This is a genomic window from Candidatus Amarolinea dominans (genome assembly GCF_016704685.1).
In the GTDB taxonomy this organism is placed as follows: Bacteria; Chloroflexota; Anaerolineae; order SSC4; family Amarolineaceae; genus Amarolinea; species Amarolinea dominans.
The window spans coordinates 111,689-134,953 of sequence record NZ_JADIZS010000023.1 but is presented as its reverse complement, the minus strand read 5'-3'; the positions used below and the strand labels follow the sequence as shown (position 1 = coordinate 134,953).

Below are 23,265 nucleotides of genomic sequence, written 5' to 3'. Positions count from 1 at the left end.
GAGTACGAGCGATGAACGCAACCCAGGCAAGTCCTCAGAACCTGACATCTCAATATCTGCAGCGCCTGGCTGAACTCTATCAATCAGGTCCGACAAGCCTGGTGTTGGAGCGCGGCCTGCGTAAACTCCTGGATTATGAGGCCGAGGAGAATCGCCGGTTATTGATCCAACTGACATCTGACTTGCGTGCGTTCGAGGAAGAGCATCATCTCACTTCTTCGACATTCTACCATCGTTACATGACCGGCCAGACTGATGATCGCATGGACTTCGTTGAGTGGGCATCGCTGGTGCAGATGGCGGAGAATGCAAAGCGTCGCCTGAACATCTTGGGCCAACCGGTCCCCGCATGAGTCCGGCCGAATACCTTGTCGCCTTCAAGGAATACATCCTGGGCGATAGCCGTGTTGAACGCTTTTCCGTCATACGCGAGCGTGTGAGCGTCGCGGATGCCCACTTGCGAGCCACTGTGGTATTTGCCGATCGCAGCCAACTTGAGTTCTCCGAGTATGTCCAGCGCACGCCCGACGGGCGACTTGAGGTGGTGACCTACAGCTACCATTGGGCCAGTCAGGAAGACCATCTCATTCGTCGTTGGGATAATACGCCACACTACCCCGATCTACCCGGATTTCCCCATCACATCCATGATGGCGCGGACAACTCGGTGGCACCAGGACGTGCCCTGAATATCCTGGATGTGCTTGCGGAGATATTGGACCATATGTGATCCTAAAGTTGTCGGTACTGCTCCAGCCTGAGATACGCCTGTTGGGACAAACGGCGATCACAGTGCGCCCGCGAGCCAAAAGTTAGTACCAGTGAGCTTCAGCCCCTCGCTGGCCCCCCAGGCGTAGCCGTCTGGCTAGCGGCCTCAGGCTGTTGATATAATACGCAACGCTGAGCTACCACAGGCAGCACTGAAAGGAGAGAACTACTATTCACACCGGCTGCAAGTCTCGTTGACCCACGCAGATCGCCATCCATTGGCATCCGTTTTCCTCTGTCAGATGAGCCGGCATCTACGCCGGCTTCCGCCCATCGGTTGCACCACGCTCAACTGATCATTCAGGCAACAGTCCCGATCTCGGGCGGCCAAGGCCGGCCGGGCAGTCAGCTGCATCTGGCTCGTTCTGGCGACGACGCCTCCCCGTCCCGATCATAGGTGGTCTGGGCCGGCCGGGTCAACCCGCCGACATCAGGCGACCGCCTGCGCGCGTTCTTAAGGGCGCGGCCTTTGGCGAGCCAGATTCCGGCCGGCAATGAACGGCAACCCAGGTTGGGGGCGCGCCACGCGCAGGCGGCGCCCTTAGCGGATTCTGCCGGCCAAACAACCATCCTGCGCCACGAAAAAGAAGGAACAAATCATGAACGCTCGTAGACTCTTCTCCCTGATTCTCGTCCTGACCCTGCTGTCCACCCTGACCGGTACGACCAGCAGTGCGCCGCTGGCTGGGCCCTGTGTCCCTGGCGCAGCCTACGATCCGGCTTGCGACGCCAACCAGGATGGTACCATCACCGTAAACGACATCCAGCTCACCGCCGGCCACTGGAACCAGACCGGCACCTTTGTCAGTGACAGTAACCACACCCACCTGGGCCAGACCTGGACGGGCGCGAACAACCCGATCAAGATCCAAGGAGCATTCGGCGCGCCCGACTTTGCACCGCTGGTGTTGAGCAACAGTACCGGTACGGGCTTGCGTATCACCTCGGCTACGAACAATGGCGTGCAGGTGGACTCGGCGGGGGACGCTGGCGTGCAGGTGAGCTCGGCGGGCATCAATGGCGTGGCTGTGTTATTGGCGGGTAGCAGCGGCGTCTACGTGGAGTCGGTGGCAAGCACCGGCGTGTATGTGGACTCGGCGGGCGATGACGGTATATACGTGCGCGCGGCGGGTAGTCCGACTACCCAGTTCTCTTCCGGGAACAACAACGGCTTCGAGGTGGCGGGGGCCCAGGGTGATGGACTGTATGTAGGCCGGGCTGACCACTACGGCGTGTACGTGGCCTCGGCGGGCTGGGACGGCGTGCAAGCACAATCGGCGTCCGCAGGGCATTTCGGCGGGCACTTCCTCAACCAGGTGAACGGCGGGGGCGGCGTCCGCGCGGAAGGCGGCAGCAATGAGGCGCCGGACCTGGTCTTGGGTGGGTTGGGCGCCGAGGATGATGGCCGTATCTACTCAGAGCCGAGCCTGTCCGGCAGCGACATTCTGTTGTACAGCAACGATGTGGTGCAGATTGACCTGGATGAGGACAACAACAGTACGAGCGCGTTCAATATTCGCAACGGCGCAAACACAGTCGTCTGGACGGTGAGCGAAACAGGCCTGGCGGTGGCAGGTGGCGTCAGTGCGACGGCGGTCACGACCGGCGAGCACGACCAACGGCTGCTCTACGCCGTTCATAGCCCGCAGCCCTGGTTTGAGGATTTTGGCTCAGGTCAACTCGTGGACGGCGAGGCCGTGGTGTTGCTTGAACCGATCTACGCAGCGACGATTGAGACCACCCCATCCTATCATGTCTTTCTGACGCCCTTGGGTGACTGTGCGTTGTATGTGGCCGATAAGACGCCGGCGGCGTTCACCGTGCGCGCCGTGGATGACAAGCCGTGCGCGGTCGCCTTCGATTATCGGATCGTGGCGCTACGCAAGGGGTCGGCGGGTCAGCGCCTGGAGGCATTTGCTGCGCCGGCGGACTGACGAAAAACGTCGCGGCTGTCATTCGGAAGGCCGCATGGCCTGGGTGCTGGTCAATGTGCAGTAAGCAGCACGAAGACACGAAACCCTGACCCGATCGTCCACAAGACCATCCTGCGCAATGATCCATAAGGAGCAAACCATGAACGCACGTAAACTCTTCTCACTCGCCCTCGTCCTGCCCCTGCTGGCCACCCTGACCGGTGCCGCCGGCAGCGCACCGCTGGCCGGCCCCTGCATCCCCGGTGCCGCCTACGATCCGGCCTGCGATGCCAACCAGGACGGTACCATTACCGTGAACGACATCCAACTGACCGCCGGCCACTGGAGCCAGAGCGGCGCCTATGTCAGCGACAACAACCACAACCATCTGGGTCAGACGTGGACGGGAATGGACAATCCGCTCAAGATCCAGGGTTCATACGGCGCGCCGGATTTTGCTCCGCTGGTGTTGAACAACTCAACTGGTGTGGGTCTTCGCATTGCCGCCGCTGACAGCGCCATCTTCATCGACTCGACGGGCTACCACGGGCTATGGGTATACTCGGCGGCCCACGATGGCCTGCGAGTGAGCACAGCCGGCACAGATGGTGTACACGTTGATTCAGCGGGCGGCACCGGTTTATTCGTGGCCACAGCCGCCGTCCACGGCGTGGATGTGGCCGGTAACCTCTACGCCGGCGTGTTTGCCGGCAACATCTATGTCGGCGGCAACTGCGTCGGCTGTCTGCAGGCCAACTTCGCTGTCAATGTCGGGGATCGTGCCCTGCAACCCGGCGACGTGGTGAGCATCCAGGCCGTCACGCCCACCGACTTCGACACCGGGCCAGCCCTATGGCAGGTGGTTCAGGCTCAGCCGGGCCAAGCCATTGTCGGCGTGGTAGCCGGGCGGGCTGAGCTTGTCACCGAAATAGAGCATCGGCCCACCGAAACCGGCAAACGCCTGGTGCCACGTGACGGTGCAGCGCAGCGAGGTGAGTACGTCACTGTCGTCTACAGCGGGCCGATGCAGGTGAGGATTGCGCCGGGTGAGAGCGCCATCGCCGCCGGGACGCGCCTGACCGCAGCAGCCGGTGGCCGGGTGCGGCCGCTCCAGACCCGCACCGTCGAGGGCATGGTAGTCACCGAGGGAACTCCCGTTATCGGGACGGCGCTGGAGTCTCTGGCGGCTGGCGAGGGGTTGATCTGGGTGCTGGTCAACCCGCAATAGTCATCACGAAGACGTGAAGGTGACGAAGGCACGAAGGGCATTGGGCGGATTCGTGTCTTCGTGCCAGTCTTCATGGATGGCAGGTGATGACGGTGTCGCCCACGCAATGCTGAATGCTGATCAAGGCTCCAGAATCAGACTTTCGCCGAGCGCCTCCAAGTCAGCCACGAACTTTTGTGGCGGCGGTGCCTGAATCCAGCGCACCAGTTCCCAGTCCGCGACGGTCACCGAGGAGAGAATACGTGCGATATCGAGCACGAAGATGCCGGCGGCCTTGCTGCCTGCATTCTCAATGGCATCTACCAGCGAAAGACCCATTTGGCAGCAGAATCCCCAGATGTCCGCCAGGTCCTTGGGTTCTTCACGATCGACCACGGCGGTGATCTTGTTCGCCAGGATGTTCTCGGCGCTGTCCAGGCGTCCCAGTTGCGGGTGCTGTCGAATAAGACCTGTATGCGCAGGGACATCGTTGATGAGTTCGATTTTCAGTGTCGCATCTGGCCGGAGAACACTGAGACGTGTGAAACGCTGCTCGCGCAGCGTAACGCTAACTTGCCAGGCTGGTTGTGTTAGCAATGCCTGGATCACGCGCGCTGACCACAGACCAAAGCGCTCGTCGTCGTTGACGAAGAGATCAAGATCGTCCGAAAATCGGTGATGGAGGTAGCCGCGCGAGGCCGCGGTACCACCACTGAGATAGAAGCCGGTGTCCAGCCCAGTGGTGAGCCGTAAGACTTCGTTCTGCAACGGATAGAGGTGTTCGAAGTAGAAGGTGCTGTTTTCAGAAGCCACGGTTCATCATTGGAGCAGATCTGGGTGCTTGTGCAGCAGCCAATTGGCTAGAAAATCGAACGCACGCTGGCGCGTCTGCGCGCGAATACGTTGACGCCAGGCCGGCCATCCCTCCACAAATGGCCCAAACCCTAATAGCTGCACGACTTCTGCGTAGGAGGCATATTCAAGCAGGCGTACGGCAGCCCAGTCGCGATCGAGCCGACCCAGCGTCAATTCACCTGCGAGCAGCGCACGGAATTGCGCCTCATCAATATCATAATCCCAGAGATACGGTAAACGTGTGGTCATAGGCTGATTTTACTGCCTTCTAGCAACCCTGGCAAGAAAGGTCGCAGCCGAAAGACCGCTTTCACCCTCCAGAACATCCTCACGTTGACGCGCGCGCTGTCGTGTGCTACAATTCTCCAGTTAATTTGTGCATTACTTGTACCACACTTGAGCTAGGAGAACACACGTGAACACTCGCAGACTACTCGCGCTGACCCTGATCTTTGGGTTGCTCGCTTCTACCGCGGCGGCGGCACCCCTGGCCGGCCCCTGCGTGCCCGGGGCTGCCTACAACGCCGCGTGCGACGCGAACCAGGACGGACAGATTACCGTAACCGATATCCAACTCACTGCCGGCCACTGGAACCAGAACGGCGTCTTCGTCAGCGACAACAACCACAACCACCTGGGGCAGACGTGGACGGGCAGTAACAACCCGCTCACGATCCAAGGGGCCTTTGGTGCGCCGAGTTACGCGGTCATGACGCTGAACAACAGCGTCGGCCATGGCCTCGCCATCAATTCGGTGGCGATTGACGGCATCTACGTGGGCAGTGCGGGCTACTACGGGATGGTCGTGAACGCCGCGGGTCAAGACGGTGTCTATGTGGGCGCCGCGGGTAGTCCATCATCCGCTGTGGCCTCAGCGTCATCGAACGGCTTCGAGGTCGCGGGCGCCCAGGGTGACGGATTGTACGTCGGCCGAACGGATCGTCATGGCGTGAATGTGACCTCGGCCGGCGAGTATGGTTTTTACGTGGGTTCGGCCTTCCTTACTGGCCTGTATGTAAACTCAGCCGGCTCATCGGGCGTGGTTGTGCATCAGGCGAATGTAGGTTTCGTCGCGGCTACGAATGTCAACACGGGTGCTTGGCTTTCGACGAACAACGACGCTGTTTACGTCGCACACGCAGGAAATGACGGGATAGATGTGTATGATGCGGCCTACAATGGCATCAACGCCTACGGTGCTCAATATGCCGGTTACTTTTCGGGCAACATCAACGTCACCGGCAACTGCGTCGGCTGCCTGCAGGCCAACTTCGCCGTCAACGCCGGGGATCGTCCCCTGCAGCCCGGCGACGTCGTGAGCATCCAGACCGTCACGCCTACCGATTTCGACACCGGGCCGACCCTGTGGCAGGTGGTTCAAACTCAATCAGGCCAGGCCGTCGTCGGCGTAGTGGCCGGCCGCGCTGAGCTGGTCACCGATGAAGACCACCGACCCACCGAAACCGGGAAACGATTGGTGCCACGCGAGGGTGCGGCCGAGCCGGGCGAGTACGTCACGATCGTCTACAGTGGGCCGATGCAGGTGAGGATTGCACCGGGCGAGAGCGCCATCGCCGCCGGGACGCGTTTGACCGCGGCCGCCGGTGGCCGGGTGCGACCGCTGGGCACGATCAAGGTGCAACTGGCCGGCGACGCAGGCACGGCCGACCTTCCTGAGAATGCACCGTTTCTCGGCGTGGCGTTGGAAGCCGCCAAGGATGGCCTGGTCTGGGTGTTGGTCAATCCGCAGTAGTTAGCACGAAGGCGCGAAGGTGGCGAAGACACGAATGGCGTTTGTGCGCATTCGTGTCTTCGCGCCTTCCCTGCGCAGGGGTGTTACAGGTCAGACGTACGATTCATAAATTGGGTCGTACATCTGGGCACGGACGGCCTTGAGTAAATCGTCCGGTTCGGGGATGGTAGCCAGGTGATTGTCATAGGCTACGCGCGCCACGGCCGCGCCGATATGGGCGGACACCTGGCGAATCTGGTCGAGCGCCGGGTAGATGCGCCCCAGCGCCAGGTCGCCCTCGCTCACCAGGCCGGCCAGGGTCTTGGCGGCCGCGTAGAACATCTCGTCGGTGATGCGCGTGGCGCCACAGGCGATGACCCCAGGCCAACGCCGGGGAAGATGTAGGCGTTGTTGCCCTGCCCGGGCACGAAGGTCTGGCCCGCAACCGTCACCGGGTCAAACGGGCTGCCGCTGGCAAACACGGCGCGGCCGTCCGTCCATGTGTAAGCTTGTTCGGCGGTACATTCCGCCTTCGACGTGGGGTTGGAGAGGGCAAAGATGATTGGCCGTTGATTGATGCGTGCCATCGTCTCGACGATCGGCCGCGTGAAGGTGCTGCCAACGCCGGACACGCCGATCAGCGCGGTGGGCCTGAACGCTTCCACGGCCGCTTGCAGATCGGGTATGAACGCATGATCGTGTGCGAATGGGCGTTTGTGCTCCGCCAGGTCGCCACGCGACGCGACGACCAATCCTTTGGAATCCACAAACCAGCAGCAGCGCCGGGCTTCACTCTCTGACAAACCCTCATTTTCGAGGGCCGTCACGATCAGATCGCCGATGCCGATGCCGGCTTCGCCTGCACCCAGGAAGACGAAGCGCTGGTCAGCCAGACGGCCGCCGGTCAGGCGCAGCGCCGAATAGACGCCGGCCAGGGCGACCGCGGCGGTGCCTTGAATGTCATCGTCGAAGGTGCAGATGCGATCGCGGTATTTGCGCAGCAGGCGGAACGCGTTCATGTTGCCGAAATCTTCGAACTGCACAATCGCGCGCGGGTAAAGGTACTGCGCCGCCAGAATGAACTCCTCGACGAAGGCATCATAGGCCTCGCCGCGTTCACGTTTTTGCGGCAGGCCGATGTAGAGCGGATCGTCGAGCAGGGCCTGGTTGTTGGTGCCGACATCCAGGGTGATGGGCAAGCAGGATGCGGGATGCACGCCCGCGCACGCGGTGTAGAGCGCCAGTTTGCCGATGGGAATCCCCATGCCGTTGGCGCCCAGGTCGCCCAGGCCAAGAATGCGCTCGCCGTCGGTGACGACGATGATGCGCACATCGGTGTACGGCCAATTGCGCAGAATGTCCACCACACGCCCGCGGTCGTTGATGCTGATGAATAGGCCGCGGGCCTGGCGAAAGACGTGCCCGTACTGCTGGCAGGCCTGACCCACGGTCGGTGTGTAGATGATCGGCATGATCTCATCCAGATTGTCAATCACCAGCCGATAGAACAGGGTGGTGTTGCGATCGAGGAGGCCGGTGAGATAGCGATACTTGCTCAGCGCGGTGGGCTGGCCGCGCACGTTACGCAAGACACGTTCTGTCTGTTGGGCAAGCGTCGCCACACGTGAAGGGAGGAGACCGCGCAGGTCGAGTGCCTCGCGTTCAGTCTCTGTGAAACCGGTACCCTTGTTGAGGAGCGGATTGTGAAGAAGGTCCGCGCCACGCGGATACAGACGAGGTTTTGTAGGATTCATCGCTGTTTTCCTCTGACTGCCTTTGCATTTTCATGGGCGCGCATGAAGTTTTCAGGGTGCTGCCAAGCCGGCACGGCGGCCACGGCATTTACTCGCCATCACACTCTTTATTTGCTTTCATTGAGATTATAGCACAAAAACGCGTTTCTGGACACTTACGGACCTTTCGCCAGCGGCAATTTCATCGGTCGCCAGCCCAGGCGGGCAGGCGCAAGGCCATGCCCCTACCCCGGATCAATTTGTAGGGGCGCACCCTTGCGGTCGCCCAGGCGGGCAGGCGCAAGGCCATGCCCCTACCCCGGATTATTGAAGGGATACGGTGACCTGAGCGACGGGCGAAAAGCCGCGCCGCGCCCGGCATCTTTTGACAGGTCAAAAGTCTTTGTGCTAAACTACGGCCCTTGCGGGTTGGCGGAGAGACTGCACCAGTGCATGATCGGTTGTGGCTTCTGCCCTCCATATTGCACCACCGGTCTTGACCGCTGCACCTGGCGGTCGTTCTGGCCAGGCGCCTATCCCACCTCTGCGTGTCGCGTACGTTGTAGAAGAGAGAAAAGCATGAAAAACAGGATCAGTAACCGTCCGTCGTTTCGCGTTCATCTGTCGGCTTTTGTCGCTGTGCTGGCGATCTTGAGTAGTTTCTGGCTGCCGGCCGCCGCCGCCGCGAATAGCCCCATCACGCCCCTCAACCCGGCCGAACAGGCCATGACGACTCAGGAACAGGCGGCCCAGACCCTGGCGATGGCATCAACCCGGGTGCAGGAGCTTGTCGCCGGTCACCGCGCCGAGGTGTTCGAGATTTTCCCCTTCTTCGGCCCCTATGCGCCTGGCTATCGCGCGTGTTCTGACGGCACCTGTTACCAGGTAGATGTTTACGATTTCGACCGCAACGCTACGGTTACGGCACTCGTGCATCAGGGCCAGGGACTGGTGTTGGACGTGTTCGAAGTGGCGAACACCTTCCCGCTGATCAACAAGCGTCTCTACAATCGGGCCGTTGAATTGATTCGCACCAGCGCAGACGTGGAGGCGGCCCTGGGTTTCGCTCCTGCGGTGGACCAGATCGGCGTGATGGATCAACACAACATGGGCACGGCTTGCGACGGCAGTCATCTCTGCGCCGGTACAACCTTTTTCACCGATAGCGGCACGGTCTGGGTGCTCGTGAATCTGACCGAGGACAAGATCGAGAAAATTTGGTGGTCGGAGCGTCCGCAGGACTTGCGCAGCTCAGCCTACAGCCTCAGACCGCAAGAGGTGCCGACCGACTGTAACACCACCATTCACGTCAATCGTAACGGTTGGAACCTGGATTACCGCACCACGCCGACCGACGCGCTGGAAATTACCAGCCTAACCTATGACGTGAACGGCGCGCCGCAAGCCGTGGCCACGCGCATGAAGCTGATCGAGTGGCACGCTCACTATCCAGGCAATTGGGGCTACCGTGACTACACGGGCTGCGGTGGCGGCGGCGGCGGTTTTCCCATCTACCCCTACGGCGTCACCCAGGTACGCGACCTGCTCGATCAAGCGAACGCGATCATCGGTTTTGCGGTGGTGCAGGACTTCCGCATGTCCAATTGGGGCGCATCGTGCAATTATCGCTACGAGCAGCACTTCCAGTTCTTCAACGACGGACGCTTTCGTGTCGTGACCGTTTCCTACGGCCAGGGCTGCGGCAACAACCAGGATCAGGAGGCCACCTATCGGCCGTTGGTGCGTATTGACATCGCCGTCAAGGGTGACAGTAACGATACCCTGGCCCTGTGGGACGGCGCGCAGTGGGTTGATCAGACTACCGAAGGTTGGTGGCTGCAGAGCGCGCCCTACACGCCCGAAGGCTACCGCTACCGGGTCATGGATCAATCTGGTTCCGGCTACTACATCGAGCCGGCGAGGGGTCAGTACAATGACGGCGGCACGGGCGACAATGCCTGGCTCTACGTGACGCAGCACAAAGCAGCGGAAGGCGACGCGGATATGCCGGCCATCGGCCAGTGCTGCACCGGCACCTACGTGCAAGGCCCTGAGCAGTTCATCAACGGCGAGGCAGTGAACAACCAGAACATCGTGCTTTGGTACATTCCGCAGAGCGAGACGATCACCACCTGGCGCCACAACCTGCCGCCTTACCCCATGCAGTACTGCTGGACCGACAATGTGAACGCGACCTGGCCTTGCTTCTCCGGGCCGATGTTCGTACCGACCACGCTGACCTCCTGCTCACGCTATGATCTGAATTGCGATGATATCGTGGACACCAATGACCTGATCGCCGTGGCCAGCCACTGGAACTGCATGGATGAGGTGTTAAACAGTTGCTATGAAGCGCGCTTCGACTTCAACGGTGATAGCATCATTAGTATCAAGGACATCGGAATGAACGCGGCGCGTTGGGGCTGTGCGTTGGGTGAGTTATGCTACTCCCAGTAAGCACTGGTGCTTCTGTACCCTGGATTTTCGCGTTGCGCGGCGGAGGTGATAACGCATGAAGAACGTACTCATCCTGACGCTCCTGGTCATCGGCGGCTTGTTTGCCCTGCCCTGGCTGGCAACGCCCACTTGGGCTTCCGGTACCGGGATATCCGGCCATTCTGGTAACCCGGCCACCAACTTTGGCATGTCGTGCAACGCTTGCCACGGCGGCGGCAGCGAGCCGGTCGTTAGCCTCACCGGCCCACAGACGGTACTCGCGGGTGAAAGCGTAGTCTACACGTTGCACGTGCAGAGCACCGCCCTGACGCTGCAGACCGCAGCCGGGCTCGATGTGTCCGCGACCGGCGGCACGTTGGCCAGCCTGGGGGGCGACACGCAGGTCATGGACGGTGAGGTGACGCAGACCAGCCCTAAAAACAATACGGGGGCGGGTATGGCTACCTTCAGCTTCGGATGGACGGCGCCGATGTCCGCACCGCAGACCGTGGTGCTGTACGCCGCGGGCAACTCTGTCAACCTGGACGGGACGCCTGGCGGCGACCATCATGCCAACACGATCCTGAGCGTTGATGTCGTTGATCCCTCGGCCGTCGAGTTGACGAGCCTCGCGACGACTACCCCAACCCCATCGGCTGCCCGCGCCGTCGCTGTCGTCCTGCTCGTCGGGTTGGTTGGCCTCGGTGTGGCCTGGCGGCGCCGAGCGCAGCCCCTGCGCTGACCCCGCTGTCGGCGGCGATACCCGTTGCCGGAACCTGAAACAAAACGAGCACTGCCAACTTGGCAGTGCTCGTTTTATTCAAGGCCTTTGGTCGAAGCGTGTCAGCGCTACTGTTGGCGCTGTATGGTCGGCAGGCCGGAGAGCGCCGGCGAGGGCGCGACCGGCAGCCGGCTCTCGTCAGTCAACGCCTGCAAAAAGGCTACCAGGTCAGCCTGCTCCTGATCGCTCAGCTCGAAACCTTTGAGCAAAGGATCAACGTAGGGCACGCCGCGTGGCCGGCCGGCGCCCGCGGCGTAGAATTCGATCACCGCGTTCAACGTTGCCAGGGAGCCGTTGTGCATGTAAGGCCCCGTGGTGGCGATGTTGCGCAGCGTGGGCACCCTGAATGCGCCGCGGACGCCGTCGGCAGTCACGCCAGCACGCCCGGCATCCACACTGTCCACGCCCACCACGCGAAAGGTCTCCATGGCAAAGGTGGGTGGCTGATGGCACTCCGCGCAGTGCGTTCGTTCTCCAAAGAACACCGCCAGCCCGCGCTGCTGTGGCGCGGTCAGCGCGGTGGCGTCGCCGGCCAGAAAGCGGTCCACGGGGCTGTCATCGCTGATCAGGGTGCGTTCGAACGCCGCCAGCGCGCGCGTCACATTGTCGAAAGTCACCGATTCTGGGCCGCCGCCAAACGCCTGGCTGAACAACGACACATACTCAGGAATCGCGCGCAGCTTGGCCTCCACCTCGGCGGGGATGGCAGCCATTTCATGGGGCAGGGTCAGGGGCAGCCGCGCCTGTGATTCCAGGGCCGTCTCGCGACCATCCCAGGTCAGGAAACGCTTGAAGCCCGCATTCCACAAGGTCGGCACATTGCGGCCCGGTGCGCCCGGCCGCGCCGTGCTGACCACTTGCCCGTTGGACAAGCCAAGATTGAGCTGATGGCAGGTCGCGCATGACATGGCGCGGCTGGTCGAGAGCACCGGGTCGAAGAACAGTTGTCGGCCCAATTCGACCGCGGCCGGCGTCGTGGGATTATCGGTGGGGATGGCCTGGATCGGAAACGGACGAGCCTGGGCCGCACGCGGCAGCGCCAGGGCCACCTCAGTCGCCTGGACGGTGGCGGTGGGGGGGTCAGGCAGGGTCGGCGTAGGCGTGGGGCGCGGCGCGCACGCTGTCAGCAGCGCAAGCAGCGACAGCGTCGCAAGCAAAGTTGCCAACTTTTGCGAAAGTTGGCAACTTTGGTCGCTTATTCGTGTGATGTTCATCCTTGTTCTCCCTTGAGTTGGCAACCGTGGTCCCCGATGGCCCCCGATGGCCCCCGATATAAATGAAGCGATGCGTTGCCCGTTTGTGTACGACGACAACATTCTTACGACAGTCAAACTCACTCACAACATGGGCGGCTTCTCTGATTATATGCCCCGCTGACCGCGGCGTCAACTGCATTTAACGCGCGCTTAACGCGTTCACCCTGCGCGCTTCACCCACGAGGCCGCCGTTGGGAGTATCATCAGCACATGCAAGGCTGAGGCGCCTGTCACGAACCTGCTGCTGACAGCAACCAGGCGCCACCCGTGCAAAACGATGATGACCCTCAGGAGGTAAACCGATGCGATCTCAGACGAACCGTAAAGCGATTATCATCTCTGCCCTGCTGACCGCCTTTGTGCTCACCCTGGTCACCGGCGGGATACTGCTGTCCGACCGGTTGGCGGCCAGTGCTGCTGCCCCTGTGCAGGCGCTGCCCGTGGCCGCCGCCGTGACACCAGCCGCCGATCCCGCCGTGCAGCCGGCCGACAGCAATGCAACCATTGCGGCCTACGAGGCGCAGTTGCAGGAGGCCTACCAGGCGCTGCAGGATGCCTACGCGCAGATCAACGCGCTGCAGGCCGGCCAGAATCAGCCGATCTCTGGCTTTGGGTCCGGGTACGAACACGAGCATGAGAGCGAACACGAAGGGGAACATGACCATGACTGATCCGCAGAAGTCCCCTGCGAATCAACGTCAGCCGTCGGCCAGCGCCAGTCTGACCTGGAAAAGCGGGCTGCTGGCTGTCAGCTTGGCTGTTGTGATGGCCGGCAGTGCGCTTGTCGCTCGTTTCGACCAATCGGCCCAGGGCGCCCAGACCGCCCGGACCGTAGAAGCGACGAGCACCCCAGCGCCGACCCAAACTGAGGTGCAGACCCAGGGCCAACAGCCCGCGCGCCTGGCGCCGCTGCCCGCCAGGCCTTTGTTTCAGCAACCGGTCACCCGCACGCGGCGGTCGTGAAGATGCTGCATCAAATCCACTTGCGCGCCATGAACACCGAGGTCGGTATCTGGCTGTGGCAACCTGCCGCCCAGGCCGCCGAGTGGTTGCAGCAGGCGTCGCAACGCTTCACCGCCATCGAGGCTGAACTGAGCCGCTTTCGGCCTGATTCGGGCCTGAGCCGCTTGAACGCCGCCGCGGGCAGCGGACCGCAGCCCGTCTCGCCGCTCTTGTGGGCCGTGCTGACTGCCGCCCTCGAGGCCGCGCGTCGCAGTGACGGCCTGTTCGACCCGACGCTGCTGCATGCGCTGCGCCGGGCCGGCTATGATCGCAGTTTTGAACAACTGTCGTCGCCATCCCCCGCTGCGCCGGCGGCGCCCGCGGCGCCCGCGGCGCTGGATTGGGGCTATCAACGTGTGCGTACAGATCCCGCCGCCATGATGGTGGAGTTGCCGGCCGGTCTGGGCCTTGACCTGGGCGGCATCGGCAAAGGCTGGGCGGTGGACGATGTCGCGCAGACGCTGGCTGCGCATGGCCCGGTGCTCGTGGATGCCGGCGGCGACATGCGTATCGTCGGCGCCGTGCGCGGGGAGCCGTGGCCCATCGCAGTGCAGAATCCGTTTCACGCGCAGCACGACCTGTTCACCCTGGCTGTGAGCAGCGGCGCCGTAGCGACCAGCAGTATCGGCGGACGGCGCTGGGCCAGCAACGGGCGCGCCATGCATCATCTGCTCGATCCGCGCACCGGTCAACCAAGCGTCAGTGACCTGCACAGCGTCACGGTGTTGGCGCCCACGGCCGCCAGCGCCGAGGTGGCCGCCAAGGTCGCGTTGATCCTGGGCAGCCGGCAGGGCAGCGCTTACCTGGCGAAGCGCAACTTGCGCGGCCTGCTGATCGGTCGCGAGGGTCAGCAACAGACAGTCGGCCGCTTGCCGCTCAGCCATCTGAACCCCCGGCCAACAACAATTTTGCAGGAGTACGCATGATGACCACAAACATCGAACGTCAGCCGGCTTATCCCGCGCTGCGGCCTGGGGAATCGGCCGCCGGCGCTGCGCCGCACCGTCAACAGCAGGCCATCGTGCCCGACGACTCTGAGACCTTCTGGAGCGCCGTGCTTGGATCGCTCGCCGGCCTGGGCCTGGCAACTGCTGGCCTGGCCATCGGCTTGGGCGCGACCGGATTGGCGGCAGATACCAAGTCGTACTGGTACCTGAGCCGCGCGGCCGGCTTTGTGGCTTACCTGCTCCTGTGGGGTTCGGTGGTCTGGGGCATGCTGCTCAGCTCCAAAATTGGCAAGGGCAAGCTGCGACCGCCTGTCCTGCTCGACGCCCATCAATTCCTGAGCCATGTGGCCGTGGGCTTTACTCTCTTTCACGGCCTGATCCTGATGGGCGATCGCTACCTGAGCTTTCCCCTGCGGGCGGTGTTAGTCCCCTTCGCCGGGACCTATGAACCGGCCCTGGTTGCAGCCGGGCAGTTGGGCTTCTGGCTGTTGCTGCTCTTGGTGCTCAGTTCCCATACGCGCAAGCAATTGGGCCAGGCCCAGTGGCGGGCGCTCCATTACACCAGCTTCATCGCGTACTGGGGAGTGCTCCTGCATGCTGTCATGCTCGGCAGCGACTCGCAGCAGAGCAGCGTGCAGGTTCTCTACCTGGTAACGGCCGGCGCGGTGCTGTTTCTGACTCTCTACCGGCTGCTGGCCACGGAAGGCCGGTCGCGCAAGGCGGCGGCGGGCTGAGCCGGGCCGCTTCGCAGCCTGGGGAGATCGCACGCTGTTGCATCCGCGTCCCCGATTGGTCGAAGGCAGGCGCAGCGTGCTACAATGCCTGACACAGGCGTGCGAAAGTTCCGCGTGGCGGAGGGGGTTTCAGACCCGCTTTGGCCGCGGACGTTGTGGATGCCGATTTGTGGCGCTGAGGTGAGGGTGCATGGTGCAGGCGAGCAAGACGACTATTCTGCTGGCTGACGATGACGAGATGATCGTGGAGGTGCTGCAGCGCCAGTTTATGCGCGAGGGCTACGCCGTCGAGGTGGCCTTCGATGGCGCGGAGGCGCTGAGTAAGGCGCGCACCACCTCACCTGATCTGATCCTGCTCGATGTCATGATGCCCCGGCTGCAAGGGTGGGATGTGGTGCGTGAATTGCGTCGGGAGAGCGCGGTGCCGGTTCTGATGTTGACCGCGCGTGGCGAGGAGATGGACCGCATCCTGGGGCTGGAACTGGGCGCTGATGACTACATCGTCAAGCCCTTCAGCTTTCGTGAGCTGTTGGCCCGCGTGCGCGCTACGCTGCGCCGGGTCTCGCTCGATCAGGCCGCGCCTGTGCCGCCAGCCGCCGCCCTGGTGAATCTGGGGCGCCTTTGCATTGACCGGCGGCGCCGCCAGGTGACCCGCGACGGCCGGCCGCTGGCGCTGACCCAGCGCGAGTATGATTTGCTCATGGTACTGTTGGATGCGCAGGGCGCCGTCGTGTCGCGGAGCGATCTCCTGGATCGCGTCTGGGGTGAAACCTGGTTTGGCGATCCGCGCACGTTGGACGTACACATCCGCTGGCTGCGTGAAAAGTTGGAGCAGGACCCGAGCCGACCGGTCTTGATCCTGACCGTGCGCGGGGTTGGCTATCGTCTTTTGTCGCCTGATGAGATCCAGAGCCATGACTAGTCCGGTGTTGTCACCCGTTCAGCAGACGGCTGCCCGCTGGCCCTGGCAGCGCAATCTGCAGACGCGCATCGTTCTCACCTTCACCCTGCTCTTTCTCGTTGTCCTGGCCCTGCTTATGCTGCGCGTCAGTCAGTCCATCTACCAGGCGCAGCTCGAAGCCTCCACGCACAATCTGGAGATTGCCGCTTTTCTCGCTGCTAACGCGCTGGAGGACCCGCTCAGCGGCTACGAGGCCGAATTCGAGCGCTTTGCCAACTGGGAAGCTGAGCAGGGGGACGAGAAGAGGGAGAAGCCTTCTGCCGGGACAGATGACCACGAGGGCCAAGAGGATCAGAAGGACAAAGTTGGGACACAAGCGCCCATGTCAGGTGTCGAGCCGCCCCCGTCGAGTGCGCGTCTTCAGCAAATAGCCTCGGTGTATGCGGCTGACACAGGCACACGCGTCACGATCCTCACCCCGCTGGGCAACGCGCTGGCCGATAGTGCGCTGTCTATCACGCAGATTGGCAATCAGTCTGCACACATCGAGGTGCAGGCTGCCCTGCAAGGCCATACGCAGCATGATGTGCGCACCGATCCACACGACGGCCAACCGACCTTGTATGCGGCGGCGCCCATTCAGCAGAGTGGTAGGACCGTGGGGGTGGTGCAGTTGGCGCAGCCGCTGGAGATGATCTTGCAGCCGATCCGCACCTCTCTGCTCGGCTTCGCCATCGCTGGCCTGCTGGCCCTGGTCCTGATTGCGCTGCTCTCTATGTGGACGGCGCGCCGCTTGGTGCGGCCCATCCGCGCGCTGGAACAGGCAGCGTTGGCCATTGCGACCGGTGATTTGAACCAACAGGTGCCCACGGAATCGGCCGACGAATTGGGCGCGCTGGCCGCTGCTTTCAATCACATGGCCGCGCAGTTACGCCAGACCCTGGAGCAGCAGCGCCAATTTGTGGCCAATGCCAGCCATGAACTACGCACGCCGCTGACCAACATCAAGCTGCGCAGTGAGCTGCTGTTGGAAAGCGGCCTGGATGATCCAGAATTGGCTGGTCGGTACCTGGCCGAGATTGACAGCGAGGCGGACCGCCTGGGGCGCCTGGCCAGCACCCTGCTCGATCTCTCACGCCTGGAGAGCAGCCAGGCGGTGCAGCACCAGCCGCTGACGCCCATTGACGTGCGACCTGTGCTGTCGGCCGTCGTCGCCACCATGACGCTGCGGGCGCGGGTGCAGGGTTGACCCTGCAGGTGCAACTGTCGCCATCCCTGCCGCCATTGCGCGTCTGGCCCGAGCAGATCGAGGCAATCCTGCTCAATTTGCTGGACAATGCCATCAAGTACACGCCGGCGGGCGGCCAGATCTACTTATCGGCTGCGGCCATGCCTGACCGCTGTCAACTGCGGGTGGCCGATACCGGTAGTGGCATTCCCCAGGCGGATCTGCCTCATATCTTCGATCGTTTTTACCGCGTCGACAAGGCGCGCAGCCGGCGGTCGGGACAGCACGGCGTCGGCCTGGGTCTCTCCATCGTGCAGGCGCTCGTGCTGCAAAATGGGGGCCAGATCAGCGTGACCAGTGCGGTTGGTCAAGGCACGACCTTTACCCTTGAATTCCCCGCTTCCGCGCCGTTGACAGCAAACACGACAGTGGTCACGACCAGCGAAGCTAAGGGGCTTCCATGACGATGTGGCCACGCGCGGCCCGCGTGGCTGCATCGCCGTACCAGTTGACGAAGAAATCGTGTAACTGCGTCGCATTAGTCACGCCTGACAGATCCCAATCCACGCCCGGCGCTGTGATGAAAAACGGGTAATCCTGCGGCCCGCCCAGACCGCCGTGCGTAGCCACGTGCTCCTCGAAGCCCACCACCGACCCATCCGCATACCAGGTACCCAGCAGCACCAGGTCGCCGCTGTGCGGAAAGCGTACCAGGCGGTCAACTTGCTGCAGCGCGGCCTGCGGGTCGGACAGATGCGGCAGGGTGGCCGCCAGCTGTGGGCTATCCAGGCGCAGCACGCCGCGCGGCGTCACGCAGACCGCGTTGCCTTGCTCACGCCCCAGCACCAACCCAAAGCCACTGTGGGCGCGCAGGGCGCTGAGCAGGTCGGGATAGAGGATCGCGATCTCGCTGATGTCCATCTGCGCGGGGGTGACTTTGAAATAGATGTGCGCCAGGCTGCCGGCCACGCGTACGATCACATCACTGCGCCGGGTCAGGTCATAGTCGGCTTGAATCTCCGGGTCTTGGGGCAAGCCACGACGCAACGCCCGCCGCAAGAGGCGCAGCAGGCGCTGACTGCGCGGCGACGCCCGCGCTTCTGCGGCCTGCAGTTCGCTGTGCAGCAGTTCATCCTGCATGGAGGCCCAGGGCGCCTGCCCGCCTTGCACATCCACCACGGCCTGGCCGACATGCGTGCGCACGAAGTCCCCCAGCGTCTGGTGAAAAAGCTCTGCGAAGGGCCGGCAACGGCTCATCCCATGATCGGAAAAGATGAACAGATCGTAGGCGCGGCGGTGGCGGAACTGGCGGCGCACCTGGTCAAGCTCGCGGATGCAGGCATCAATGCTGCGCAGGGCAGCCAGGGCTTCATCGGACAGAGGGCCATGATGATGGGCGCGGTCATCGTAGCCGTAGTAATCGGTGTAAATGGACGGGACGCTGCGATAGATGTCCAGCGCCACTGCGAAGGTCTGAATCTCGCGAAAGATGACGTTGAGCGTCACGGGCGCCAGGGGTGAAAGCAGGGTTGCCAGGGGCGCGGTCAGGCTGGCGCGCAGGCGGCGCAGGCGCGCGACGGGCGGTCCTGGCTTGGACGTGCCATGCAGGCGCGACCGCAGGGTGCGGGCATATTCGCTCAGGGACAGCCACAGGGCGCGCAGCGAACGGTGCGGGGTCAGGAGAAAGAGCAGGAAGAAGAACGAACCGCACATTTTGGCTAAAATGTTGGCGATCGAGCGCGGACAGGGTCAGGAAAGAGGTGCGCGTGACCGTCGAACAGGTTGAAGTAACTGGAGCCGCCGGTCAGAATGCCGTAGCGCCCGGCGCTGAGGCGTTCTTGCAGGCGCTGCAGGTGCGCTGGCACCTTGCAGACAATGGTTTGGCCGCTCTCTTTTTCATACCAGCGGAATGACGGGATGTCCCAGTTGTTGCCGAACAGTAAACCGGCCTGCACGGCCGGCGTGCTGCTGGGCAGACCGCAGCGCCAGCGCTGCACGCGCCAGCCCTCGCGCTCGATGAGCCGTTGGAGATAGGGCGTCGCGCCGCGTGCCAGCGCATCCAACAGATAGCGATGCGCCAGCCCGTCAATCTGAACGATGAGAAATCCACGCCGGCCATCGCCCGGCATCACGCCGCCGCCAAGACGCGAGGCCAGCGCACCGTATTTACGGTTGTAATACCACGTGGCAAGCGCAGTCAACCAGTCAATCAGGCGTTGTACGAGCCAGGCCACTTGCATGAGTGGCATTATGGCGGTAAACGCCTTTTTGAGCAAAACCGGCCTTTGCAACTGGCATGACGAAAAGGGGCATGATCTGCACTGGTCAGACACCTGTGTAAAGATCGTTATGCAACGCAAAGGCGCAGAGAAAATCCCAAAAAAGCCCTTTTGCCAAAACGGTTTGCCAATGGTAGAATAACGCGCTCCTCACCGCTTGAGCCGCCGAACCGGTCATGGTTTGGAAGTATACCTCATTGCAGGATGTGCATGGACGCCATTCGCCTGCCGGGTCTGGTGGATGTGCATGTCCATCTGCGCGAACCCGGTTACGAACACAAAGAGACCCTGGCCAGCGGCACCCGCGCCGCATTGGCCGGGGGCATCACCACTGTTCTCGACATGCCCAACACATCGCCGCCGACGGCGACGCTCGACCGTTTGGCCGCGAAAGCCCGCCTGGCCGCGGCCGCGGCCGTGTGCGATGTCGGCCTTTTCCTGGGCGCCACGCGTGACACGGACCCGCTGATCACCGCGGCTGCGCCTACGCCTGCGGCCTGAGAGATCTACGTCAGTGAGACGTTTGGCTCCCTGCGCCTGGAAGACCTGGCCCAGTTGATGGCCTTTTTCGCACCTGGCCCGGCCCCGGCCCCATCGCCGTGCATGCCGAAGGGCTGCTGCTGGCAACCTGCCTGGCGCTGGCACAACTCTACGGCCAGCACCTGCACGTCTGCCATGTCAGCCGGCGCAGCGAGATCGAGCTGATTCGCCGGGCCAAGCAGCATGGCGCGGCGGTCACCTGTGAGGTCACGCCACACCATCTGTGGCTGTGCGAGGATGACCTGCCCCGCCTGGGTGCCCGGGGTCAGATGAAGCCACCCCTGGCCACGGCCGCCGACCGGGCCGCGCTCTGGGCGAACCTGGATGTCATTGACTGTTTTGCCACCGATCACGCGCCGCACACCGCGGCTGAAAAGGCCGGCCCCCAGCCGCCGCCCGGCGTGCCCGGCCTGGAGACCATGCTGCCCCTGCTGCTCACCGCGGTGCATGAAGGCCGCCTGACCCTCGACGATCTCGTCGCCCGCTTGCATCACAATCCGACCCGTATCTTTCATCTCCCTGCCGGCGGCCAGCAAGCGCAAACCTGGGTCGAAGTGGACGCCGCTGCTGCTCTCGATCTGCCTGCCAGCGGCTACCAGACCCTGTGCGACTGGAGTCCGTTCAGCGGCTACACGGTGCATGGCGCGGTGCGCTGCGTCGTCCTGCGCAACCAGGTGGTTTTGCTGATGGCGTTGTGCTGGCCGCGCCCGGCGCCGGCCGGGTGCTGGCGGCGCCGGTTGTCGAATGAAAGAAATCGAGAGAATGAAGAGGTTTTTTCATGCCGCACTCATCCAACGGCTGGTTCGGCCAGCATGTGTTATCGGTCAAACAGTTCAATCGCCCCAAGCTGGAGCACATCTTCGAGGTGGCCCACAGTATGCGCTCGATGGTGGAGCGCTTTGGCACGGCTGACATGCTGCACGGCCATGTGCTCGCCAACTTGTTTTACGAGCCAAGCACCCGCACCTCGTCCTCCTTTGCTGCGGCCATGGTGCGCCTGGGCGGTCGCGTGCTCAGCATCAACGAAGTGGTCTACTCCTCGGTCAGCAAAGGGGAGTCACTGCCCGACACCGTGCGCACCCTGGAGTGCTATGCCGATGCCATCGTGCTGCGTCATCCTGAGGTGGGCGCTGCGGCCACGGCCGCCCGCTACGCACGTCCCGATCATCAACGCCGGCGACGGCGTGGGCGAGCATCCGACTCAGGCCCTGCTTGATCTCTTCACGATTCAAGAAGAGTTGGGCCGTGTGGACGGACTGAAAGTGGTGATGGTCGGTGACCTCAAATATGGGCGCACGGTTCATTCCTTGACCCGCTTGCTCACGCAGTATCAGGTGGAACTGGTTTTTGTTTCGCCTGACATGCTGCGGCTGCCGGGCGAGATCGCCGCAGAAGTACACAGCGCCGGCCTCTCCTTTCGTGAAACCGATGATATTCATAACATCATTGGCGAGGCCGATGTGCTCTATGTGACGCGGGTGCAGAAGGAGCGCTTTACCGATCTGGCGCTCTATGACTCCGTCAAGGAGCATTACGTGGTTGACGATGCGCTCATGGCGCGGGCCAGGGAGCGGATGATCGTCATGCACCCGCTGCCGCGCGTGGGTGAAATTGCCTACACCGTGGACGATGATCCCCGTGCCGCCTATTTCCGCCAGATGCGCAACGGCATGTACATCCGCATGGCGCTGCTGGCCGCGGTTCTGGGCAAGGCGTAGGGCAAAGTTCGATGACGCATGACCCCCAGTCAATCGTTTGCGCAGAGAGGATACGACGATGCCTAACCGACAGAAGACCATCGGTATTTTAACCGGTGGTGGAGACGTTCCCGGATTGAACCCCGCACTGAAGACCCTGGTTTATCGCGGCAGGCACGATAACTGCCGTGGTTGGTGCGCCATGGCTGGGGCGGCCTGCTTCACTTCGACGCCAACGAGCCAGCCAGCCGTGAAAAACACCTGATTCCCCTCGACCGCCAGACCGTGCGCACGGTAGATCGCACGGGCGGCACCTTCCTGCACACCAGTCGCACCAACCCGGCGCGGGTCAGCAACAATGAAGTGCCTGACTTCTTACGCGGCGCCAACTACGACCCCGCGGCCACTGGCAAACATGACTACACGCCGCATGTCTTGTCGAACCTGGAGAAGCTGGGCATTGATGCGCTGATCCCCATCGGCGGCGATGACACCCTGAGCTACGCCGAGCGCCTGCATCGCGAAGGTTTCCCGGTGGTGGCTATTCCCAAGACGATGGACAACGACGTTTATGGCACCGACTACTGCATTGGCTTCTCCACGGCGGTCACGCGCAGCGTCAACTTCATTCACAACCTGCGCACCAGCGCGGGATCGCACGAGCGCATCGCCGTTGTCGAACTGTTCGGTCGCAATTCGGGCGAAACGTCACTGATCTCGGCCTACCTGGCCGGCGTAGACCGCGCGCTCATCTCGGAGGTGCCGTTCGATATTCAGCGGCTGGCGCAGATGCTGGCGCATGACAAGGCGTCCAATCCAAGTAACTACGCGATGGTCACGATCTCTGAGGGCGCGACGATGCTCGGCGGTCAAGTGATCGAATACGGGCAGGAGGATGCCTACGGTCATCGCAAGCTAGGCGGCATTGGTGAGATGATGGCCGAGGCCCTGCAGGCGCTCACCGGCTCGCACATGATCTATCAACCCCTGTTATACCTGATGCGCTCCGGCGCGCCTGACTCGCTCGATCTGATGGTCGCCTTCAACTATGCCAACATGGCTATGGACCTGGTGGCCGAGGGCACGTCGGGTCGCATGGTGGCCTTGCAGGGCGGCACCTACACGCACATCCCCATCAGCACCATCATGCAGGGCAAGAAGCGCTGGATGTGGACGAACTGTATGACATCAACGAATATCGCCCCAAAGTGCGCCACGTACTGGGCAAGCCAATGTTCTTGTATTAGGAATACGGA

General features: G+C 62.6%; 23 protein-coding genes and 2 pseudogenes. 18 read left to right on the top strand and 7 right to left on the bottom strand.

Annotated elements, in window-relative coordinates; all coding sequences use genetic code 11:
* The first annotated feature begins 11 nt into the window (after positions 1–11).
* The 4 genes from IPF85_RS16630 to IPF85_RS16615 all read left to right on the top strand — a co-directional run bounded on the left by IPF85_RS16630 (position 12) and on the right by IPF85_RS16615 (position 3,909).
* On the top strand, positions 12–353 hold the full coding sequence (locus IPF85_RS16630) for a hypothetical protein (RefSeq protein ID WP_343409192.1): 342 nt from the start codon (positions 12–14) through the stop codon (positions 351–353).
* A complete protein-coding gene (locus IPF85_RS16625) occupies positions 350–730 on the top strand; it encodes a DUF6516 family protein (protein ID WP_343409191.1) in 381 nt (126 codons plus the stop codon). The genes IPF85_RS16630 and IPF85_RS16625 overlap by 4 nt, the downstream gene beginning before the upstream one ends.
* 637 nt (positions 731–1,367) lie before the next feature.
* Entirely contained in the window at positions 1,368–2,702 is a 1,335-nt protein-coding gene (locus tag IPF85_RS16620) for a hypothetical protein (protein ID WP_343409190.1), read from the top strand.
* A gap of 139 nt (positions 2,703–2,841) precedes the next feature.
* Positions 2,842–3,909 (top strand): hypothetical protein, encoded by a 1,068-nt coding sequence (locus IPF85_RS16615; RefSeq protein ID WP_343409189.1) that lies wholly within the window; start codon positions 2,842–2,844, stop codon positions 3,907–3,909.
* Between the two features lie 120 nt (positions 3,910–4,029).
* On the opposite strand, the gene IPF85_RS16610 is transcribed toward IPF85_RS16615, so the two are convergent.
* Together IPF85_RS16610 and IPF85_RS16605 are read right to left on the bottom strand one after the other, a co-directional pair.
* Positions 4,030–4,701, bottom strand: a complete 672-nt coding sequence (locus tag IPF85_RS16610) for a nucleotidyl transferase AbiEii/AbiGii toxin family protein (protein WP_343409188.1) — start codon at positions 4,699–4,701, stop codon at positions 4,030–4,032.
* Positions 4,702–4,707: 6 nt separating this feature from the next.
* A complete protein-coding gene (locus tag IPF85_RS16605) occupies positions 4,708–4,992 on the bottom strand; it encodes a hypothetical protein (protein ID WP_343409187.1) in 285 nt (94 codons plus the stop codon).
* Between the two features lie 166 nt (positions 4,993–5,158).
* Here IPF85_RS16605 and IPF85_RS16600 point away from each other — a divergent pair, with 166 nt between their 5' ends.
* Positions 5,159–6,496 carry a hypothetical protein gene (locus IPF85_RS16600; protein WP_343409186.1) on the top strand — a complete coding sequence of 446 codons (1,338 nt, stop codon included), beginning with the start codon at positions 5,159–5,161 and terminating at the stop codon, positions 6,494–6,496.
* Positions 6,497–6,586: 90 nt separating this feature from the next.
* Here the strand turns inward: IPF85_RS16600 and IPF85_RS16595 are convergent.
* A pseudogene (locus tag IPF85_RS16595) lies at positions 6,587–8,229 on the bottom strand (NAD-dependent malic enzyme).
* 558 nt (positions 8,230–8,787) lie between these two features.
* On the opposite strand from IPF85_RS16595, the gene IPF85_RS16590 reads away from it, so the two are divergent.
* The gene (locus IPF85_RS16590) at positions 8,788–10,665 is read left to right on the top strand and encodes a hypothetical protein (RefSeq protein ID WP_343409185.1); all 1,878 of its coding nucleotides are present in this window, start codon (positions 8,788–8,790) and stop codon (positions 10,663–10,665) included.
* Positions 10,666–10,720: 55 nt separating this feature from the next.
* Positions 10,721–11,386 (top strand): choice-of-anchor V domain-containing protein, encoded by a 666-nt coding sequence (locus IPF85_RS16585; RefSeq protein ID WP_343409184.1) that lies wholly within the window; start codon positions 10,721–10,723, stop codon positions 11,384–11,386.
* Positions 11,387–11,493: 107 nt separating this feature from the next.
* On the opposite strand, the gene IPF85_RS16580 is transcribed toward IPF85_RS16585, so the two are convergent.
* A complete protein-coding gene (locus tag IPF85_RS16580; RefSeq protein ID WP_343409183.1) occupies positions 11,494–12,639 on the bottom strand; it encodes a cytochrome c peroxidase in 1,146 nt (381 codons plus the stop codon).
* Positions 12,640–12,983: 344 nt separating this feature from the next.
* On the opposite strand from IPF85_RS16580, the gene IPF85_RS16575 reads away from it, so the two are divergent.
* The 7 genes from IPF85_RS16575 to IPF85_RS16545 all read left to right on the top strand — a co-directional run bounded on the left by IPF85_RS16575 (position 12,984) and on the right by IPF85_RS16545 (position 17,957).
* Positions 12,984–13,352 carry a hypothetical protein gene (locus tag IPF85_RS16575; protein ID WP_343409182.1) on the top strand — a complete coding sequence of 123 codons (369 nt, stop codon included), beginning with the start codon at positions 12,984–12,986 and terminating at the stop codon, positions 13,350–13,352.
* Positions 13,345–13,644: a hypothetical protein gene (locus IPF85_RS16570; RefSeq protein WP_343409181.1), complete on the top strand. Its 300-nt coding sequence runs from the start codon at positions 13,345–13,347 to the stop codon at positions 13,642–13,644. The genes IPF85_RS16575 and IPF85_RS16570 overlap by 8 nt, the downstream gene beginning before the upstream one ends.
* Positions 13,645–13,646: 2 nt before the next feature.
* Positions 13,647–14,609 (top strand): FAD:protein FMN transferase, encoded by a 963-nt coding sequence (locus tag IPF85_RS16565; RefSeq protein ID WP_343409180.1) that lies wholly within the window; start codon positions 13,647–13,649, stop codon positions 14,607–14,609.
* Positions 14,606–15,364 (top strand): hypothetical protein, encoded by a 759-nt coding sequence (locus IPF85_RS16560; protein ID WP_343409179.1) that lies wholly within the window; start codon positions 14,606–14,608, stop codon positions 15,362–15,364. Before IPF85_RS16565 ends, IPF85_RS16560 begins: the two co-directional genes overlap by 4 nt.
* 190 nt (positions 15,365–15,554) lie before the next feature.
* Positions 15,555–16,286 (top strand): response regulator transcription factor, encoded by a 732-nt coding sequence (locus IPF85_RS16555; protein WP_343409178.1) that lies wholly within the window; start codon positions 15,555–15,557, stop codon positions 16,284–16,286.
* Positions 16,279–17,514, top strand: a complete 1,236-nt coding sequence (locus IPF85_RS16550) for a HAMP domain-containing sensor histidine kinase (protein WP_343409177.1) — start codon at positions 16,279–16,281, stop codon at positions 17,512–17,514. The genes IPF85_RS16555 and IPF85_RS16550 overlap by 8 nt, the downstream gene beginning before the upstream one ends.
* On the top strand, positions 17,511–17,957 hold the full coding sequence (locus tag IPF85_RS16545; protein WP_343409176.1) for an ATP-binding protein: 447 nt from the start codon (positions 17,511–17,513) through the stop codon (positions 17,955–17,957). Before IPF85_RS16550 ends, IPF85_RS16545 begins: the two co-directional genes overlap by 4 nt.
* Here IPF85_RS16545 and IPF85_RS16540 read toward each other — a convergent pair.
* Together IPF85_RS16540 and IPF85_RS16535 are read right to left on the bottom strand one after the other, a co-directional pair.
* Positions 17,941–19,206 (bottom strand): alkaline phosphatase family protein, encoded by a 1,266-nt coding sequence (locus tag IPF85_RS16540; RefSeq protein WP_343409175.1) that lies wholly within the window; start codon positions 19,204–19,206, stop codon positions 17,941–17,943. The genes IPF85_RS16545 and IPF85_RS16540 overlap by 17 nt on opposite strands.
* Positions 19,207–19,211: 5 nt before the next feature.
* Positions 19,212–19,742, bottom strand: coding sequence for a hypothetical protein (locus IPF85_RS16535; protein WP_343409174.1), 531 nt, complete (start codon positions 19,740–19,742; stop codon positions 19,212–19,214).
* A 240-nt stretch (positions 19,743–19,982) separates the two neighbouring features.
* Between IPF85_RS16535 and IPF85_RS16530 the strand changes: the two genes are divergently transcribed.
* Positions 19,983–20,273, top strand: a complete 291-nt coding sequence (locus IPF85_RS16530; RefSeq protein WP_343409173.1) for an amidohydrolase family protein — start codon at positions 19,983–19,985, stop codon at positions 20,271–20,273.
* A gap of 5 nt (positions 20,274–20,278) precedes the next feature.
* Here the strand turns inward: IPF85_RS16530 and IPF85_RS16525 are convergent, their stop codons facing one another.
* A complete protein-coding gene (locus IPF85_RS16525) occupies positions 20,279–20,953 on the bottom strand; it encodes a hypothetical protein (protein WP_343409172.1) in 675 nt (224 codons plus the stop codon).
* A gap of 137 nt (positions 20,954–21,090) precedes the next feature.
* Here IPF85_RS16525 and IPF85_RS16520 point away from each other — a divergent pair, with 137 nt between their 5' ends.
* The 3 genes and pseudogenes from IPF85_RS16520 to IPF85_RS16510 all read left to right on the top strand — a co-directional run bounded on the left by IPF85_RS16520 (position 21,091) and on the right by IPF85_RS16510 (position 23,256).
* A complete protein-coding gene (locus IPF85_RS16520) occupies positions 21,091–21,528 on the top strand; it encodes a hypothetical protein (RefSeq protein WP_343409171.1) in 438 nt (145 codons plus the stop codon).
* Entirely contained in the window at positions 21,497–22,030 is a 534-nt protein-coding gene (locus IPF85_RS16515) for a hypothetical protein (protein ID WP_343409170.1), read from the top strand. The genes IPF85_RS16520 and IPF85_RS16515 overlap by 32 nt, the downstream gene beginning before the upstream one ends.
* Before the next feature lie 58 nt (positions 22,031–22,088).
* Positions 22,089–23,256: pseudogene (locus IPF85_RS16510) on the top strand (6-phosphofructokinase).
* Positions 23,257–23,265: the final 9 nt, after the last annotated feature.

Coding starts and splice junctions, on each gene's coding strand:
- IPF85_RS16585 (WP_343409184.1), top strand. CDS start 10,721: ATGAAGAACGTACTCATCCTGACGCTCCTGGTCATCGGCGGCTTGTTT.
- IPF85_RS16575 (WP_343409182.1), top strand. CDS start 12,984: ATGCGATCTCAGACGAACCGTAAAGCGATTATCATCTCTGCCCTGCTG.
- IPF85_RS16565 (WP_343409180.1), top strand. CDS start 13,647: ATGCTGCATCAAATCCACTTGCGCGCCATGAACACCGAGGTCGGTATC.
- IPF85_RS16525 (WP_343409172.1), bottom strand. CDS start 20,953: ATGCACCGTGTAGCCGCTGAACGGACTCCAGTCGCACAGGGTCTGGTA.
- IPF85_RS16605 (WP_343409187.1), bottom strand. CDS start 4,992: ATGACCACACGTTTACCGTATCTCTGGGATTATGATATTGATGAGGCG.
- IPF85_RS16540 (WP_343409175.1), bottom strand. CDS start 19,206: ATGTGCGGTTCGTTCTTCTTCCTGCTCTTTCTCCTGACCCCGCACCGT.
- IPF85_RS16615 (WP_343409189.1), top strand. CDS start 2,842: ATGAACGCACGTAAACTCTTCTCACTCGCCCTCGTCCTGCCCCTGCTG.
- IPF85_RS16550 (WP_343409177.1), top strand. CDS start 16,279: ATGACTAGTCCGGTGTTGTCACCCGTTCAGCAGACGGCTGCCCGCTGG.
- IPF85_RS16580 (WP_343409183.1), bottom strand. CDS start 12,639: ATGAACATCACACGAATAAGCGACCAAAGTTGCCAACTTTCGCAAAAG.
- IPF85_RS16630 (WP_343409192.1), top strand. CDS start 12: ATGAACGCAACCCAGGCAAGTCCTCAGAACCTGACATCTCAATATCTG.
- IPF85_RS16625 (WP_343409191.1), top strand. CDS start 350: ATGAGTCCGGCCGAATACCTTGTCGCCTTCAAGGAATACATCCTGGGC.
- IPF85_RS16520 (WP_343409171.1), top strand. CDS start 21,091: ATGCCGCACTCATCCAACGGCTGGTTCGGCCAGCATGTGTTATCGGTC.
- IPF85_RS16590 (WP_343409185.1), top strand. CDS start 8,788: ATGAAAAACAGGATCAGTAACCGTCCGTCGTTTCGCGTTCATCTGTCG.
- IPF85_RS16535 (WP_343409174.1), bottom strand. CDS start 19,742: ATGCCACTCATGCAAGTGGCCTGGCTCGTACAACGCCTGATTGACTGG.
- IPF85_RS16620 (WP_343409190.1), top strand. CDS start 1,368: ATGAACGCTCGTAGACTCTTCTCCCTGATTCTCGTCCTGACCCTGCTG.
- IPF85_RS16570 (WP_343409181.1), top strand. CDS start 13,345: ATGACTGATCCGCAGAAGTCCCCTGCGAATCAACGTCAGCCGTCGGCC.
- IPF85_RS16560 (WP_343409179.1), top strand. CDS start 14,606: ATGATGACCACAAACATCGAACGTCAGCCGGCTTATCCCGCGCTGCGG.
- IPF85_RS16555 (WP_343409178.1), top strand. CDS start 15,555: ATGGTGCAGGCGAGCAAGACGACTATTCTGCTGGCTGACGATGACGAG.
- IPF85_RS16530 (WP_343409173.1), top strand. CDS start 19,983: ATGGACGCCATTCGCCTGCCGGGTCTGGTGGATGTGCATGTCCATCTG.